The organism is Brucella sp. BE17 (assembly GCF_039545455.1).
In the GTDB taxonomy this organism is placed as follows: Bacteria; Pseudomonadota; Alphaproteobacteria; order Rhizobiales; family Rhizobiaceae; genus Brucella.
The window spans coordinates 748546-764925 of sequence record NZ_CP154467.1; the positions used below are offsets into that span (position 1 = coordinate 748546).

The window sequence follows — 16380 nt, forward strand, 5'->3', positions numbered from 1 at the left end:
ATATGTCTCATAAAGATAATCAGTCATTTGACGAGGATGCGCTCGCGGAGGCTTATGACCGGGCTCTGGCACTGGAAAAATCCGGCGATTTCGATGCTGCTGCAAAGGCCTATGAAGAAGTTCTCGCCATTGATCCAGACGATCACGGTGGTGCGGCAGTGCGACTTGCTAGTATGGGACGCGGCGCGGTACCATTAAAAGCGCCGGACGCTTACGTGGCAACCCTTTTCGATCAGCATGCGGAAATGTTTGACACAATCCTTGTCGACCAGCTCGGTTATGACGTGCCGTTACAGTTGCGCGAAATTTTGCTGGAAATCGACGACAGCTTTTACCGGCAGCGTATGCTCGATCTTGGCTGCGGCACAGGACTTTCCGCTGATGCGCTCGATGATCTGGCGGCGCACAAAACCGGCGTGGATATTTCCGAAAACATGATCGAGGTTGCTTTTGAGAAAGGCGATTACGACGCGCTTTTCGTGGGCGAGGCGGTGCGGTTTCTGGAAAGCACTGCCGAAGACGCATGGGACTTGATCGTTGCAACCGACGTTTTGCCCTATATGGGTGAACTGAAACGTTTCTTTGCCGGTGTGGCAGCGCATCTGGAGCGTGGCGGCTATTTCGGCTTTTCAAGCGAAACTTTGGATGACGACCGGCTTGCTGGCCGCGCCTTCATGGTTGGCGATTATCAACGCTTCGCACACGCGCAGGCTTATGTAACTGCTCAACTGGAGGCGCATGGAATGCAATGCCTGCGCTGTGAGAATATCACTGTGCGTAGCGAACAAAGCATACCAGTATCCGGCCATCTCTATGTTGCGCATAAGCGCTAAAGATTAAGGACTTTGGAAAACATCAATTGGACGAGCTATGGCGCTTTGATCGTTGTGAGCTGCAATAAGAAAGCTTATCTTACTGAATAGTTTAGTTCCATAATCCATGTTATGCGACTGCGAGAGTTAGAGCCGCCGCGGGTTCTTTGGCTGACAATCAAGCTCATAATTGCGTAACAGGCGAAAGAACACGTGTGCGCAGTTTGTGAGAGCTGTCGGGATCATCACTCCTCAAGCTTCTCTAAGACATCGACACTTGATGGAAAAAGTTTTTCGTGATCATAGCGGGCGTTGAGGCATCTATCGTTCTCTGGATTTCTAGAGATCGCCCGCCTCATATGTTCTTCCGGCTATCGCATCGATACTTCGTTGTTTTCTGCAACACTCACAATAAAAAAGGCCGGGGCAAAATGCACCGACCTTCCTCATCATCGTCTCGTTACCTCTGCCAGTACATCCGTGGTCAAAAGCTAAAACGATGCAGGTTCTGCGAGCGACAAGTAGTTCCAGCGCTCTTAAGCAAAACCGTTAACTGAAATAGATAATCAGACATTGTGTTCAAATTAGGCCAGACTATTTTATTTATGAAAGATAGCCTAAAAGCCATAGGACCAAAACCACCGGGATTGGAATTCCGATAAGCCATAAGAGACCGCCTTTAAACATATGTTCCTCCTTGGAATTTCTGTCTCTCATAAACGATGCAGCACGTTATTGGTTCCCACTCATGGTAAACTTCATGCAATTTTTGGAAAGCGCTGCAGCACGTTTGCCAGCCGACGAAGGCCCCCCTCGCCTAACGCCCCTGCGACACCTTGATTATGTTCGGTGTCACTATCCCTATAGCGTTTAGAATTCTGGCCGCCTATATTTCTCTCATCCACCTCTGACATTGGAACTCCGGATGCAACAAGACGTTAAATCAAAAGGAGGTGAACACCATGTCAGTCCGTTTTCAAATTACTGCCCTGCTCAGTTTGATGGTCAACGCTGTTGTTTTCGGCGTAGGGGCCATAACTGTATTATCAATTCCCAGCCTGGCGGAGAAAGCCGCTTACCTGCTTCCGGTTACGGTCGGTATAAGTGTCGTAACCAGCCCCTTCATCGCTTGGTTTATCGCTCCCCGTCTACGTAACAGATATTGGCAAAAGCGGCGTTTTAACGAAGAAACGGTATCGTAGCGTTCGAGTTTCTAACGCCGTCACGATACATATGGAAATTTGAAAACGAATAAAATTGAACGAAACGCTAAAATTATTAGCGATCTATAAGAACGTCTCGATTAAATATCGGCCAAGTCATTGATTTTGGTGAGCGCGCAGGGATTCGAACCCTGGACCTACTGATTAAAAGTCAGTTGCTCTACCGGCTGAGCTACGCGCTCCCTCAAAGGGCAAATCACCCCGGGAAGTGGGGCGGAACATAAGGGTGAGATTGGAAATGGTCAACACCGGAAAAACATGTTTCTACAATATAATTTAAAAAATAAATCTGATCACAAAATCTGCTCCGCAAAGTCGCTGGTGCGCCATGATGTGACGTTCTACCTATTGAAAATCTGTATGGAAAATATTGAAAACCGCCCCCAAAAGGGGCGGTTTTGTAACGCAGGAATTTCTCTTTAGCGATAAGGTGAATTGCACTGGCGGCGCGGTCCATTATAGGGCTGGAACGTGTTATCCGAGGCCCTATAAGACCTATAGCGGCTATAGCACCACTGAACGTGCGAATTACTATAGCCGGGTGCACGATAGACACGCTGCGGAGGAGGCGAAGCTATTGCGCCACCCATAATCGCCCCAGCACCGAACGCGGCCAGCGGATACCACCAGCCATCATTATGCCGGCGATAGCCGCGCCGATAATCACGATAGCCGCGATGACCGTTCCAATAACCATTGCGATGGCGAGGAGCGTTCCAATCGTGACGCGGTCCACGGCGCGGACCGTTCCAGCGATCACGGTGCCTGTTACCACGCCATTGACCGCCGCCGCCGCGCCGCCAACGATCATCACGTACCTGCTGTACGTTTTCGTTGCCGACAAGTGGCGCTGATGGAGCCATTGGCACGGCTGCTACAGGAACCACGGCGCTGACAAGGAAGCTCGCACCAATCAATCCCACAAACATCTTTCTGAAGCTGCTCTTCATATGCTTCTCCTCTTCAGGTCCCTGCATCATGCGGTTAATTACATGAATGCGAGCTGAACACAGATAACGATCATGCCCTATATTATGATCCCTGCAAATCGCTAAATATTTTCAGCTATAGCGACAGAGGCAATTTGACCTCTGGAAAATTCAGAACAAAGCGGCCATATGCTGCCATCATGACAAAGCCACGCCCGCTCGGCAATTTACACCATAAACCGCAAAGAGAACGCGACGATCTCGACGTCCGGTTCCTGCCAGCGATTGCCGACGCCTCTCCCGTAGACTGGCTTGTTGCGGAAGGTCTGACCCAATATGAAGACTCGCTTGCTTTCATGGAAGCGCGTGTGCAGGCCATACGGGAAGGCACAGCCAATGAACTCATTTGGCTGGTTGAGCACCCTCCCCTTTACACGGCCGGCACAAGCGCGCGTGTGGAAGACCTTCTGACGCCCGATAGCCTGCCTGTCTTCAATACCGGTCGTGGTGGAGAATATACCTATCACGGTCCTGGCCAACGTGTGGCCTATGTGATGCTGGATCTCAAACGCCGGCGTGAGGATGTCCGCGCCTTCGTGGCAGCCCTTGAACAATGGATCATATCCAGCCTTGCTGAATTCAACGTGAAAGGCGAACGCCGTGAAGATCGTGTCGGCGTCTGGGTTGCACGACCCGAAAAGCCACGTCTTGCCGATGGGGCAATGTGCGAAGACAAGATTGCCGCCATCGGCATTCGCCTGCGACGTTGGGTCAGTTTTCACGGCATTGCGATCAATGTCGAGCCGGAGCTTGGCAATTACAGCGGCATTGTCCCATGTGGAATTTCCGAACATGGCGTCACCAGCCTCGTCGATCTTGGCCTTCCACTAACAATGGACGATCTGGACATCGCGTTGGGGCGCACTTTTGAAACGATTTTTGGAGCTCGGCAGCCTCTATAGGCGGCACGCATTTCAATCATCGGAATGGGTTTTCGTCTTGCGTTCTCGCATGAAGACATAAAAGCCTGAGCCGATGATAATCGCGATGCCAAACCATTTGGATGGCGTGGGGAAATCACCAAAAATCAGAAGTCCCACCAGAACCGCGTTGACGATTTCCAGATACTGAAACGGCGCCAGCAGTGACGCAGGAGCCAGCTTGAAGGCGTGCACGACCATGAGATGGCTCACGGTTCCAATGACGCCCATCATAGCCAGCAAAAGCCAGGGCTGAAAACCTGTAGGCAGGCTGAAACGCAAATCGTCCAAACCTGTTGCAGGCCCCATAAGCATCGCAAGCCCGACAAAGACCCAGCCACCCAGTCCGGCATAAAACTGCATGGCAAGCGGGTTTTCCTTGGCACCATATTTGCGATTGAGGATCAGATAGGCTGCAAAGGTGACGGCTGTTGCCAGCGGCAGCAGGGATACAGCCCCAAAAATCTCAAAACTCGGCTGAATAACGATCATGGTCCCGATCAGCCCAATCGCCACAGCACTGAAGCGCCGCCAGCCAACTTTTTCTTTCAGAAAAACTGCAGAGAACAGCGTGAGAATCAGCGGTTCTGCAAAAAAGACAGCCATGGCGTCGGCCAGTGGCATATATTTGACCGCCGTGAAAAAGCACAGGCCACCCAGCCCCATCAAAGCACCGCGAAAAAGATTGCCCGTGAGGTGTTGTGTGTGCAGAGCTCGCGCACTGCCACGGCCCATAACCAGAAGAATTGCCAGCATCAGCCAGCATTGCAGGAAAAAGCGCATGAAGGTGATGGTCGCCGGAGGAACATTATCCATCATGGCCAGCCATTTTCCGATGGCATCCATCAAGGGCAGCAACAACACCGAAAGCACCATGATTGCCATGGCCTTCACATGTGATTGTGTATCTGTTGTGACCCTGCCCTGCATATTGCACTCACTTTACCGGCAATTTTCATCAAGTGGCTCTACGCCAGCTGCGAAATTCTTTCCACCGAATTCGTATTGCGTGGGTCGGCATAGGGCGTTGGCACAATTTGCGCTGAAAACTTTGCAAAATTGCCGCATAACCTGTCATAAAGCCGTGTGAAACTGGAACGGAAGGCGAACTTCATTCGCCTTTCCTGGCAGCCCGTGACATTATTCAGGTGATTCGCAGACAGTTTATTTTCGGCCTGCGGCGTGCGACCTGTGTCGTGTGGTGGGGCCACCCTGAAATTCTGACAGAAAGCTTATCGGACGAAGATGGACGACAGCAACGATCTCTTTTCAAGAGTGGTGAACAACGCTCGGGAGCGGCAGGTGGAGCGACAGGTCGAGCAGCAGACGGAAAGCCCAGTCACGCCCGAGCCGGTCATTCAGCCTGCGCCCAGGCCGGTCACGGCGAAAGTGCCCTCCTCCCCGTCCGGTGGCGACGATTACAATGCATCCTCGATCCGCGTGCTGGAAGGGCTGGAGCCGGTGCGCCTGCGTCCGGGCATGTATATTGGCGGCACCGACGAAAAGGCGCTGCACCATCTTTTCGCGGAAGTCATCGACAATTCGATGGATGAGGCCGTTGCCGGTCACGCCAATTTCATCGAAGTCAGTCTCGATGTGGACGGTTTCATCACCGTTTCCGATAATGGTCGCGGCATTCCGGTGGATGAGCACCCACAGGTGCCCGGAAAATCCACGCTTGAAGTCATTATGACCAAGCTGCATGCGGGCGGAAAATTCGACGGCAAGGCCTATGAAACCTCCGGCGGTCTGCACGGCGTCGGAGTTTCTGTGGTCAATGCGCTGTCGGACGAAATGGAGGTGGAAGTAGCGCGCAATCGTCGCCTTTACCGGCAGCGGTTTTCACGTGGCCTTCCGCAAGGTGGGTTAGAGGATGCGGGCGAAGTCCATAATCGCCGTGGCACCCGCGTTCGCTTTCATCCCGACCCGGAAATTTTTGGCAAAAGCGCCCGTTTCGATCCACACCGGCTCTATCGTATGGCGCGTTCAAAAGCCTATCTGTTCGGCGGCGTGGAAATCCGATGGAGTTGCGATCCCTCCCTGCTCGATCCGAAAAAGGAAACGCCCGAAAAGGCGGTGTTCCATTTCCCCGGCGGTCTTAAGGACTATCTGGCCTCATCGCTCGGTAAGGAACATCAGGTCACGCGTGAGATATTTGCCGGCAAGACCGAGAAACAAGGTGGTCATGGCGCGGTCGAATGGGCCGTGTCATGGTATGGCGGAGATGGTTTCGTCAATTCCTATTGCAACACCATTCCCACTGGCGACGGCGGCACGCATGAGGCGGGTTTTCGCATCGCGCTGACACGCGGCCTGAAAGCCTATGCGGAGCTGACCAACAATAAACGCGCCTCAATCATCAACACCGATGATGTGATGGTGTCGGCTGCGGGCATGCTGTCGGTTTTCATCCGCGAGCCGGAATTTGTCGGACAGACCAAGGACAAGCTTGCGACCGTTGAAGCGCAACGGATCGTTGAAAACGCCATTCGCGATCCCTTTGATCTGTGGCTTGCAGCCTCCCCGCAGGAAGCCTCGCGCCTGCTTGAATGGGTGGTCGATCGCGCTGAGGAACGTCTGCGGCGGCGTCAGGAAAAGGAAACTGTCCGCAAGAGTGCGACGCGCAAATTGCGCCTGCCCGGCAAGCTTGCCGACTGCACACAAAATGCGGCGGCGGGGGCTGAACTCTTCATTGTGGAAGGCGATTCGGCTGGCGGTTCGGCCAAACAGGCGCGCAATCGTGCCACACAGGCTATTCTGCCATTGCGTGGCAAGATTTTGAACGTCGCAAGCGCCGGACGCGAAAAACTCACCGCCAACCAGCAGATTGCCGATCTCATTCAGGCGCTTGGCTGCGGCACGCGCAAGAATTACCGCGAAGACGATCTGCGCTATGACCGCGTTGTTGTCATGACCGACGCCGACGTCGATGGTGCGCATATCGCCTCGCTCCTGATTACATTCTTCTATCAGGAAATGCCGGACCTCATTCGCAATGGTCATCTTTATCTGGCTGTGCCGCCGCTTTATCGCCTGAGTCAGGGCGGAAAGATCGCCTATGCCCGCGACGATGCGCATAAGGACGAACTTTTACGGACCATGTTCACGGGGCGTGGCAAAGTCGAGATCGGTCGTTTCAAAGGCCTTGGTGAAATGCGTGCCGACCAGCTCAAGGAAACTACAATGGATCCGAAAAAGCGCACGCTTTTGCGGGTGCATGTCGATGAAGACTATATCGATGAAACCCGCAACACCATCGATGACTTGATGGGGACCCGGCCGGAAGCTCGCTTCCGCTTTATTCAGGATCGTGCGGCTTTCGTGGAAGAGCTGGATATCTGATCAGGCCTACGGCTTTGATATTGTTTGTTCCCGGGCCATTGCGATGGGGCGATTAGAGCGCATCCTGAAAAGTGTGAAACGGTTTTAGGATAAGATGCGCGTCAAATTAAAGAGATAGAGCGCCGATCTGATAAAATCAGATCGGCGCTCTAAAACCGCCTCTTTTTGTTTATTTTTCGCGCTTGGCAAGCCATTCCTGCATCATCTTGATTTCCGCTTCCTGCGCAGAAATCACCTTTTCCGCCAATGCCCGAACTTCTGGATCAGAACCATGTTCGAGTTCTACGCGCGCCATATCGATCGCGCCCTGATGATGGGGGATCATGCCACGCATGAAGTCCACATCGGCATTACCGGAGAACTCGACTTCCATATCCTTGTGCATGCGAGCATTGGCGGCTTTATAAGCTGCCACAGAAGGGCTGACAGCCGATGATTGCGCACTGGCCGTATGTTCGCCATGCCCCTTGTGAGCGCCGCCTGTGTCCGATTGCGCAAATGCCAGCCCGGCACTGATGACTATCGCTCCAGCGAATAAAATCGGGCGAAAAATCTGCATGAGAGCCTCCATTGGTTTTGTCTCATGCAGCACAAGATAAAGCTTGCCAGCGTTGGAAGGTCAAGCAGCCAGACCATCCGTGGACTGATTTTATTCTTTCACTACAATGCCGAGTTTGGTGGCGATTTCTTCAATGGATTCCTTGACGAAAAGCGTCTGATCGGTGCTCAGGGTCACGATGCGCGTTCCGGTACCATAGGCATTATAAGAAAGAACGTGATTGAAATTGACTGCGAGTTTTTCCCCGCTTACATCGGTCAGCATGATCCACATCGGTTTTCCCTCCTCCAAATCGTTCCCGTACAGGATAGAGGCAGCGGGGAAAATGGCAATGTGGAATTAGAGCGGGCGCCGCAAACGCAGTTTTTCAACTTCTCGTCCAAGGCTTTCCGACCATTCCTCGCCGCGCCATTCGATTACAAAACCGAACTTTTGATAAAGGCCGATAGCGGGCAGATTGTCGGCATGGGTGCCGATCAAGGCTTCACTGAAACCATCAAGCATGATTTGCGCTATTAGAGCATCGAGAATGCGCCCGCCAATCCCCTGCCTACGGAAGGGTGAATCGATCCAGAGATCGGAAATGTAATTGCTTTTGGGAACCTGCGCACCCCAGCCGCACAGGGTTCCGTTACTCTCTGCAACCATCACACCAGGCGCATTTTCATGCAGGTCGCGCAGGATTTTTGCTTCCAGTATTTTGCGTTTTTCATCCGCCAACACCGCGATTTTCGCGGGCAATTGCCATGCCCGGACCGCTAAAGCTGCCATGAAAGCAAATTCGCCGGGGAGACCCCGGCGAATGATCGTTTCGATATGTGTTACCACCATTTTTCCGGGGTAAAACGCCCGGCAGCCTGTTCTATGGCGTGTGCCGCCTGAAACAGCGTTTCCTCTTCAAAGGGACGTCCAATCAGTTGCAGTCCGAGCGGCAAGCCTTGTCCATTGACACCGGCAGGCACGGCGATGCCGGGAAGACCGGCCATATTGACGGTGACGGTAAAGATATCATTGAGATACATTTTCACCGGATCATTGGCGAGTTCCTTATCGGCAAGACCGAAGGCAGCGGACGGGGTCGCGGGCGTCAGGATCGCCTGCACGCCTTGCGCAAACACATCCTCAAAATCCTTCTTGATCAGCGTGCGAACCTTTTGCGCGCGCAGATAATAGGCATCGTAATAGCCAGCCGAAAGTACATAGGTGCCGATCATGATACGGCGCTTGACTTCCGCGCCAAAGCCAGCGGCACGGGTCTGCTCGTAAAGATCGGCAATATCCTTGCCCGGCACGCGCAAGCCATAGCGCACGCCATCATAACGCGCCAGATTGGACGATGCTTCAGCCGGTGCCACGATGTAATAAGCTGCCAGCGCATATTTGGTATGCGGCAGTGAAATATCGACGATCTCAGCACCGGCATCTTTCAAATACTGGATGCCCTGCTGCCAGAGCTTTTCAATTTCATCGGGCATGCCGTCGACACGATATTCCTTTGGAATACCGATCTTCATACCCTTGACCGAACGACCGATGGCCGCTTCGTAATCAGGCACCGGCAGATCGACTGACGTTGTGTCCTTGAGATCGAGCGACGCCATGGATTTCAAGAGAATTGCCGCATCGCGCACATCACGCGCAATCGGGCCTGCCTGATCGAGCGAGGAGGCAAAGGCAACCGTTCCCCAGCGCGAAACGCGGCCATAGGTCGGCTTGATGCCAACCGTGCCGGTGAAAGCTGCGGGCTGGCGGATCGAGCCGCCGGTATCGGTTGCGGTGGCACCCGCGCAAAGATGGGCTGCAACGGCTGCAGCCGAGCCACCCGAAGATCCGCCAGGCACCAGATCGGCATTGGAGCCGTTGGCACGCCACGGATTCTTCACCGGACCGTAAAAAGAGGTTTCGTTAGACGAGCCCATGGCGAATTCGTCCATATTGAGCTTGCCCAGCATGACCGCGCCGTCGGCCCAGAGATTGGTCGTAACGGTTGATTCATATTCGGGCTTGAAACCGTCTAGAATATGCGAGCAAGCCTGCGTGTGAACGCCCTTTGTCGCAAAAAGATCTTTGATGCCGAGCGGAATGCCTTCAAGCCCTCCCGCCTCGCCTTTGGCAAGACGCTCATCGGATGCCTTAGCCATGGCCCGCGCCTGATCGTGGGTGACACTTACATAGGCGTTGATACTTTCATTGGCGGCATCGATTGCAGCAAGATAGGCATCCGTCAGTTCGCTCGCGGTGATGGCTTTTGCCTTCAGCTTGTCGCGTGCTTCAGCAATGGTCAGTGCGGTCAGTTCGCTCATCGTCAAATCCTGTCAGTGCGCCGCTGCAAGGCGCTTTTCAAAAAAGGCGCTGTATTCGGAGTCCGGATAATCCAGAACCACACCGCAGCGCGTAAAACCTGCATTCTCGTAAAGCCGCCATGCGCCTTCAAAACCGGGAACAGTTCCCGTCTCAAGCACCAGATGCGTGATGCCTTTTTGCCGCGCAAGCCCGGTGATAGCGTCAAGAAGGGCAGAGCCCAAACGCTTGCCCCGCGACTGCGGGCGCGTATACATGCGCTTGACTTCACCAATGCCCGCATCATGTATTTTCAGTGCACCGCAGCCAACCGCACTTCCATGCACATCCCGTGCCACGAAAACGGTGGTGTCCGGCCCAGCCATCTGCTCAACCGTCATCTTGAACTGAAACTCTGGCGGAGAGAGTGGCAAAAGATGTGCGTTGAGATCATCGATCAAGGCGCGCACATCATCCTGCAATGGCGTTTCAATCTCTATCCGCACGGTCATGCCCTTATTCAACGACCTTCGGCACGACGAAGAAGTTATCTTCAGTCACCGGCGCATTGGCGACGATGGCAGCCGCCAAATTGCCATCGCTCACCGCATCTTCACGCACGCGCATCTTCATCGGCGTCACCGAGGTCATCGGCTCGACGCCATCCACATTGACTTCGTTCAATTGCTCGACAAAACCCAGAATTGCATTGAGTTCTCCGCTCATACGCTCGGCATCATCGTCGCTGACGGCAATACGCGCCAGATGCGCGACGCGCTTGACGGTGGAAATATCGACGGACATCCTGTTCTCCGCAAATGCTTGTGGGCGGCTTGTCGCCGCCCTTTAAAATCCTCATCCGGCTATAGCCTTGCGCTCCTCAAAGCGCAAGAATTTAGGCTCAAAACGCGTGCATGGTCCCCGCCGGATCAGCCAGCACCTTGGTTTGCGGATGATCGGCCATAGCTGCGACAAATTTTTCGGCGGTCTGATCCAGAACCGGGAACGATCCATAATGGCAGGGCAGCACGGCCTTGAACTTGAAATAACGCTGGCAGGCAAGGGCCGCTACAGCCCCTCCCATGGTGAAACGATCCCCGATGGGAACGAGGCCGATTTCTGGCTGATGCAATTCATTGATGAGTGCCATATCGGAGAAAATATCGGTGTCGCCCATATGATAAAGCGTTGGTGCATCCTCAAAATGGAAAACCAGCCCGTTGGGATTGCCGAGCGCCTGCGAAACACCGTTTTCTGTCAGCATAGCCGATGAATGCAGCGCATTGACGAAGGTCACGCTAAAGCCGTCATGCGTAACCGTGCCGCCGGTATTGCCGGCGTCGACATTTTCCACGCCCTGCCGTTCAAGCCATGCGGCAAGGTCGGCATTGGCAATCACGGTTGCACCGCTCGCTTTGGCGATTGCAATCGTATCGCCGACATGATCGGCGTGACCATGGGTCAGCGCAATATGCGTGACGCCCTTGGTGACTTCTGCAAAATCGATATTTTTCGCACCAGGATTACCGTTGATGAAAGGGTCGATGAGAATGATGGCCTTGTTCGTTTCAACGCGGAAGGCGGACTGACCAAGCCAGCTGATTTTCATAATGATACTCCTTGCATCTCGATTTTCGTTTTCCCAACAGATATGACGCAGTATGCGTTTCAAGCAAGGTTGGATCGCTCTATAATCAGATGAGGACCGATGGCTGTTGTTGAAATCGAAGAAATCCCGACCTTTTTAAAGCCTGGCCAGACGATTGCCGGACTGGATCTTGGTACGAAAACAATCGGGCTCGCCGTTTCGGATCTCGGGCTCTCTTTCGCCAATCCGCGCCCCGTCATCAAGCGGGTCAAATTTACCATCGATGCGCAGATACTTTTAAAAGCGCTCACTGCCGATCAGGTCGGGGCTATCGTTATCGGGTTGCCGATGAACATGGATGGAAGCGCGGGCCCGCGTGTGCAGGCGACCCGTGCCTTCGTGCGCACCATGCAGCCACTCACCGATCTGCCCTTTATCTTCTGGGACGAGCGGCTTTCGACCGTTGCCGCAGAACGTGCGCTGATCGGCATGGATGTCTCACGCGGCAAGCGGGCCGAACGCATTGATTCGGCCGCCGCCGCCTTCATTCTTCAGGGAGCTCTCGATCGCCTCCACGCATTAAGCAGAAATCACGACGCCGGATAAAGCTGATCGATAATTTGCAGCGAATCATGACGGGCATCGAGCATGCCATAGGTTGTGCGCCACTGACCGCCAAGACGGGTGTCGATGAAGGCTTCGGCAACGGCATCTGCACCAAGCTGGCGCAATTCTGCGGCAGCGGCAGCAAAGGCAAGCTGCTCGGTTAAAAGCCGCGCCACGCCCTGATCGGTTTCAGTCAATTGCAGGGCGGCGCGCAAAACATCGATAGTCCCCTGCCCGCGTGGTCCAAGCTGGCCGCTGATCCACTCCAGCACTTCATCAAACAGCGCCGGAGCGCGTGAGAGAACACGCGCTACATCGAGCGCCATGACATTCCCCGAACCTTCCCAGATCGCATTGACCGGCGCCTCGCGATAGGCCCGCGCCAGATTGCCGTCTTCGATATAGCCATTGCCGCCAAGGCATTCCATGGCCTCATAAAGCAGGCCGGGCGCGATCTTGCAGACCCAGTATTTGACCACCGGCGTCATCGCGCGCGCAAAGGCCGCTTCGGCACGGTCACTCGCAGCCATATCAAACGCACGGGCCAGGCGCATGGAAAGGGCGGTTGCGCCCGCCACATCGAGCGCCATGTCGGCAAGAACCCGGCTCATCAGCGGCTGTTCGATCAAAGGCTTGCCAAAGGCCTGACGATGGCGCGCATGATGAATGGCCTCGGCAAGACCGGAGCGCATCAATCCGGCGGAGGCGACCGCACAATCGAGCCGTGTCAGCGTCACCATATCCATGATGGTTTTGACGCCCTCGCCCGCTTCCCCTACGCAATAGCCTACGGCCTCATCAAATTCGACTTCGGCAGAGGCATTGGAGCGATTACCGAGCTTGTCCTTGAGGCGCTGGAACGCAAAGCCGTTGCCGCCGCCATCCTTGTTGAGGCGTGGGAGCAGAAAACACGAAAGTCCCTCTTCCGCCTGCGCCAGCACCAGAAACGCATCCGACATGGGGGCCGACATGAACCATTTATGGCCGGTGATGGAATAGGTTCCATCGTCATTGCGCGTGGCACGGGTCGTGTTGGTGCGGACATCGGTGCCGCCCTGTTTTTCAGTCATCCCCATACCGAGTGTCAGGCCGGGCTTGGCGGCAAATGGCTTTTGCGAAAAATCATATTTGCGCATGAGAATGCGCGGCGACCATTCCTTATAAAGTTCAGGATTGGACATGAGTGCCGCAAGCGACGCATTGGTCATGGTCAACGGGCAGAGGTGACCTGCTTCGAGTTGCGCTGTGAGATAAAAGCGGGCAGCACGCGCCTGATGGCGGCGTCCGCTTTCGGACGGATTGCCCTCCCAGATCGAGCAGTGCAGACCCTGCGCGATCGAGCGGCGCATCAACGCATGATAGGCGGGATGATATTCCACGACATCGACGCGGTTTCCCTGCCGGTCATGCGTACGCAGCTTTGGCAATTCAGTATTGGCGAGCCGTGCAAGGTCCTGCCCTTCGGCAGACAGAACGAATCGTCCGGTCTGTTCGAGGTCCCCATGCAGGTCTTTGGAAAAATGAGCCGCAATCTGCATCAGAAGAGGATCGCCCAGATATGCATTGGTCCCTGTTGCAGGCGGCGTCTGGTTGGTAACTTCGTGCGTTTTCAAAGGCTCATTCCGTGTTCTCGATTGTGGTAGCTTACTCGTCTTGCAGCCAATTTACTAAGATTTTGCCATGCAGCCTTCAGTTTATCGCTTGAACCACACAGTTTTTCTTTGGGAATCGGCTCATGCCATTATAAGGACGGTTGCGGCTCCGCTTTCCCGGCCCTATACGGATGACTTGCCATGACACAACAATCAGTCTCTCCGATCTTCCCTCACCGCCATCTTCTCGGCATCAAGGGGCTATCGCCCCTCGACATTCTTTGCCTGCTTGATCTCGCCGATCAGGAAATTGCCGTCTCACGGCAATCGGAAAAGAAAAAGTCCGTGCTGCGCGGTCGCACGCAAATCAATCTGTTTTTTGAAGCCTCTACACGAACGCAATCCTCGTTTGAGCTGGCTGGGAAACGCCTTGGTGCCGATGTGATGAACATGTCGGTCGGCAATTCATCGGTCAAAAAGGGCGAAACGCTGATCGATACGGCCATGACGCTTAATGCCATGCAGCCCGACATTCTGGTCATTCGCCATGCATCGGCAGGTGCGGCTGCGCTGCTTGCGCAAAAGGTCGGTTGCTCGGTGGTCAATGCTGGCGACGGTGCCCACGAACATCCCACACAGGCACTTCTCGACGCGCTGACCATTCGCCGCGCCAAAGGCCATATCGACAATCTGATCGTCGCCATCTGCGGTGATGTGCTGCATTCACGCGTCGCGCGCTCCAATATCCTGCTGCTCAATGCGCTTGGCGCACGCGTGCGGGTGGTCTCCCCTTCCACGTTGCTTCCGTCCGGCATCGCAGATATGAGTGTCGAAGTTTTCAACACCATGGAAGAAGGGTTGAAAGACGCCGATGTCGTCATGATGCTGCGGTTGCAGCGCGAGCGTATGGCCGGTTCTTTTGTGCCTTCGGTGCGTGAATATTTCCACTTCCACGGCCTTGATCGCGAAAAGCTGAAATATGCCAAGCCCGATGCGTTGGTCATGCATCCGGGGCCAATGAATCGCGGCGTCGAAATTGCGTCGGACGTTGCCGATGGCCCGCAAAGCATGATCCAGCAACAGGTTGAGATGGGGGTCGCTGTCCGTATGGCTGTGATGGAAGCCCTGCTCGACCCGCGACGCAATCCCGGCAATGGAGATCAGGCATGAGCGCGATCCTGTTTGAAAATGCCCGTATCGTCGACCCGTCACGCGGCCTGGATGAAATAGGCAGTCTGCTGATCGACAATGGCAAGATTGTTGCGGCCGGTGCCGCTGCCCGCAATCAGGGCGCACCGGACGGCGCCGAAATCATTGACCTCGACGGTAAGACAGTCCTGCCCGGACTGGTCGATGCGAGGGTTTTTGTCGGCGAGCCGGGTGCCGAACACCGCGAAACCATTGCCTCTGCCAGCCGCGCAGCAGCAGCAGGCGGCGTCACGTCCATCATCATGATGCCAGATACAGATCCGGTAATCGACGACGTGGCGCTGGTGGAATTCGTCAAGCGCACAGCCCGCGACACGGCCATCATCAATGTCCATCCGGCAGCGGCCATTACCAAAGGCCTCAATGGTAAGGAAATGACCGAATTCGGTCTTTTGCGCCGGGCCGGAGCCGTTGCCTTCACCGATGGCCGTCACACAATCGCCAATGCGCAAGTGATGCGGCGCGCACTCACTTATGCCCGTGATTTTGATGCTGTCATTGCGTGCGAAACGTGCGACCCGCATTTAGGCGTCGATGGGGTGATGAATGAAGGGCTGTTTGCAAGCTGGCTTGGCCTTTCGGGCACACCTCGCGAGGCTGAAGTCATTCCACTTGAGCGCGATCTGCGTCTCGCCGCCCTCACCCAGAGCCGCTATCATGCGGCACAGCTATCCTGCGCCATGTCTGCGGACGCTATGCGTCGTGCCAAGGATCAGGGCCATAAGGTGACGGCAGGCGTTTCGATCAATCACCTCTCGCTTAATGAAAACGATATTGGGGAATTCCGCACCTTCTTCCGCCTGTCCCCTCCGCTGCGCGCTGAGGAAGACCGGCTCGCCATGGTTGAAGCGGTCAAGAACGGCATCATCGATATCGTCGTCTCCGCGCATGATCCGCAGGATGTCGACACCAAGCGCCTTCCGTTTTCGGATGCGGAAGCCGGTGCCATCGGCCTTGAAACACTGCTGGCCGCAGCGCTCCGTCTTCATCATAATGACAGCATTCCTCTGCTCAAGCTTACGGAAGTGCTCTCAACCGCGCCTGCCAGAATTTTTGGTCTTGAGGCGGGTACGCTCAAGCCCGGCGCTAATGCTGATATCGCCATTGTCGATCTGGATGAACCATGGGTTGTGCAGGAAGATAAGCTGCATTCACGCTCGAAAAACAGCTGCTTTGAAAGTGCACGGTTTCAGGGACGTGTGGTTCGCACTATAGTCGCGGGTAAAACCGTTTACGAAGCGGAATAAAAATAAAGGGACA

General features: G+C 54.7%; 18 protein-coding genes and 1 tRNA gene. 7 read left to right on the forward strand and 12 right to left on the reverse strand.

Annotation, left to right across the window (positions count from 1 at the left end):
• Nucleotides 1-2: 2 nt before the first annotated feature.
• Together AAIB41_RS03670 and AAIB41_RS03675 are read left to right on the forward strand one after the other, a co-directional pair.
• Nucleotides 3-833 (forward strand): methyltransferase domain-containing protein, encoded by an 831-nt coding sequence (locus AAIB41_RS03670; RefSeq protein WP_343314263.1) that lies wholly within the window; start codon nucleotides 3-5, stop codon nucleotides 831-833.
• Between the two features lie 941 nt (nucleotides 834-1774).
• Nucleotides 1775-2014 (forward strand): hypothetical protein, encoded by a 240-nt coding sequence (locus AAIB41_RS03675; RefSeq protein ID WP_343314264.1) that lies wholly within the window; start codon nucleotides 1775-1777, stop codon nucleotides 2012-2014.
• Between the two features lie 127 nt (nucleotides 2015-2141).
• On the opposite strand, the gene AAIB41_RS03680 is transcribed toward AAIB41_RS03675, so the two are convergent.
• Nucleotides 2142-2217 (reverse strand) — tRNA-Lys (locus AAIB41_RS03680).
• A 237-nt stretch (nucleotides 2218-2454) separates the two neighbouring features.
• Complete coding sequence (locus AAIB41_RS03685) at nucleotides 2455-2985, reverse strand: BA14K family protein (protein WP_343314265.1); 531 nt, start codon at nucleotides 2983-2985, stop codon at nucleotides 2455-2457.
• Nucleotides 2986-3119: 134 nt separating this feature from the next.
• Here AAIB41_RS03685 and lipB point away from each other — a divergent pair, with 134 nt between their 5' ends.
• A complete protein-coding gene (lipB, locus tag AAIB41_RS03690) occupies nucleotides 3120-3926 on the forward strand; it encodes a lipoyl(octanoyl) transferase LipB (RefSeq protein ID WP_343314266.1) in 807 nt (268 codons plus the stop codon).
• Nucleotides 3927-3938: 12 nt separating this feature from the next.
• Here lipB and AAIB41_RS03695 read toward each other — a convergent pair whose 3' ends face one another.
• Nucleotides 3939-4874: an EamA family transporter gene (locus AAIB41_RS03695; protein WP_343314267.1), complete on the reverse strand. Its 936-nt coding sequence runs from the start codon at nucleotides 4872-4874 to the stop codon at nucleotides 3939-3941.
• 38 nt (nucleotides 4875-4912) lie between these two features.
• On the reverse strand, nucleotides 4913-5059 hold the full coding sequence (locus AAIB41_RS03700; RefSeq protein ID WP_343314268.1) for a hypothetical protein: 147 nt from the start codon (nucleotides 5057-5059) through the stop codon (nucleotides 4913-4915).
• 130 nt (nucleotides 5060-5189) lie between these two features.
• On the opposite strand from AAIB41_RS03700, the gene parE reads away from it, so the two are divergent.
• Entirely contained in the window at nucleotides 5190-7286 is a 2097-nt protein-coding gene (gene parE, locus AAIB41_RS03705) for a DNA topoisomerase IV subunit B (RefSeq protein ID WP_343314269.1), read from the forward strand.
• Nucleotides 7287-7455: 169 nt separating this feature from the next.
• Here the strand turns inward: parE and AAIB41_RS03710 are convergent, their stop codons facing one another.
• The 7 genes from AAIB41_RS03710 to AAIB41_RS03740 all read right to left on the reverse strand — a co-directional run bounded on the left by AAIB41_RS03710 (nucleotide 7456) and on the right by AAIB41_RS03740 (nucleotide 11734).
• Nucleotides 7456-7845, reverse strand: coding sequence for a DUF305 domain-containing protein (locus AAIB41_RS03710; RefSeq protein ID WP_343314270.1), 390 nt, complete (start codon nucleotides 7843-7845; stop codon nucleotides 7456-7458).
• Nucleotides 7846-7935: 90 nt separating this feature from the next.
• Complete coding sequence (locus tag AAIB41_RS03715) at nucleotides 7936-8118, reverse strand: hypothetical protein (RefSeq protein WP_343314271.1); 183 nt, start codon at nucleotides 8116-8118, stop codon at nucleotides 7936-7938.
• A gap of 66 nt (nucleotides 8119-8184) precedes the next feature.
• On the reverse strand, nucleotides 8185-8616 hold the full coding sequence (locus tag AAIB41_RS03720; RefSeq protein ID WP_343314272.1) for a GNAT family N-acetyltransferase: 432 nt from the start codon (nucleotides 8614-8616) through the stop codon (nucleotides 8185-8187).
• A 50-nt stretch (nucleotides 8617-8666) separates the two neighbouring features.
• Nucleotides 8667-10148 (reverse strand): Asp-tRNA(Asn)/Glu-tRNA(Gln) amidotransferase subunit GatA, encoded by a 1482-nt coding sequence (gatA, locus tag AAIB41_RS03725; RefSeq protein WP_343314273.1) that lies wholly within the window; start codon nucleotides 10146-10148, stop codon nucleotides 8667-8669.
• A gap of 12 nt (nucleotides 10149-10160) precedes the next feature.
• Entirely contained in the window at nucleotides 10161-10637 is a 477-nt protein-coding gene (locus AAIB41_RS03730; protein ID WP_343314274.1) for a GNAT family N-acetyltransferase, read from the reverse strand.
• 4 nt (nucleotides 10638-10641) lie between these two features.
• Complete coding sequence (gene gatC / locus AAIB41_RS03735; RefSeq protein WP_343314275.1) at nucleotides 10642-10929, reverse strand: Asp-tRNA(Asn)/Glu-tRNA(Gln) amidotransferase subunit GatC; 288 nt, start codon at nucleotides 10927-10929, stop codon at nucleotides 10642-10644.
• A 97-nt stretch (nucleotides 10930-11026) separates the two neighbouring features.
• A complete protein-coding gene (locus AAIB41_RS03740) occupies nucleotides 11027-11734 on the reverse strand; it encodes a metal-dependent hydrolase (RefSeq protein ID WP_343314276.1) in 708 nt (235 codons plus the stop codon).
• A gap of 99 nt (nucleotides 11735-11833) precedes the next feature.
• On the opposite strand from AAIB41_RS03740, the gene ruvX reads away from it, so the two are divergent.
• Nucleotides 11834-12319, forward strand: coding sequence for a Holliday junction resolvase RuvX (gene ruvX, locus AAIB41_RS03745; protein WP_343314277.1), 486 nt, complete (start codon nucleotides 11834-11836; stop codon nucleotides 12317-12319).
• On the opposite strand, the gene AAIB41_RS03750 is transcribed toward ruvX, so the two are convergent.
• Nucleotides 12304-13932: an acyl-CoA dehydrogenase family protein gene (locus AAIB41_RS03750; RefSeq protein ID WP_343314278.1), complete on the reverse strand. Its 1629-nt coding sequence runs from the start codon at nucleotides 13930-13932 to the stop codon at nucleotides 12304-12306. The genes ruvX and AAIB41_RS03750 overlap by 16 nt on opposite strands.
• Nucleotides 13933-14112: 180 nt before the next feature.
• On the opposite strand from AAIB41_RS03750, the gene AAIB41_RS03755 reads away from it, so the two are divergent.
• Together AAIB41_RS03755 and AAIB41_RS03760 are read left to right on the forward strand one after the other, a co-directional pair.
• Nucleotides 14113-15081, forward strand: a complete 969-nt coding sequence (locus AAIB41_RS03755; protein ID WP_343314279.1) for an aspartate carbamoyltransferase catalytic subunit — start codon at nucleotides 14113-14115, stop codon at nucleotides 15079-15081.
• Entirely contained in the window at nucleotides 15078-16367 is a 1290-nt protein-coding gene (locus AAIB41_RS03760) for a dihydroorotase (protein ID WP_343314280.1), read from the forward strand. The genes AAIB41_RS03755 and AAIB41_RS03760 overlap by 4 nt, the downstream gene beginning before the upstream one ends.
• Nucleotides 16368-16380 lie beyond the last annotated feature (13 nt).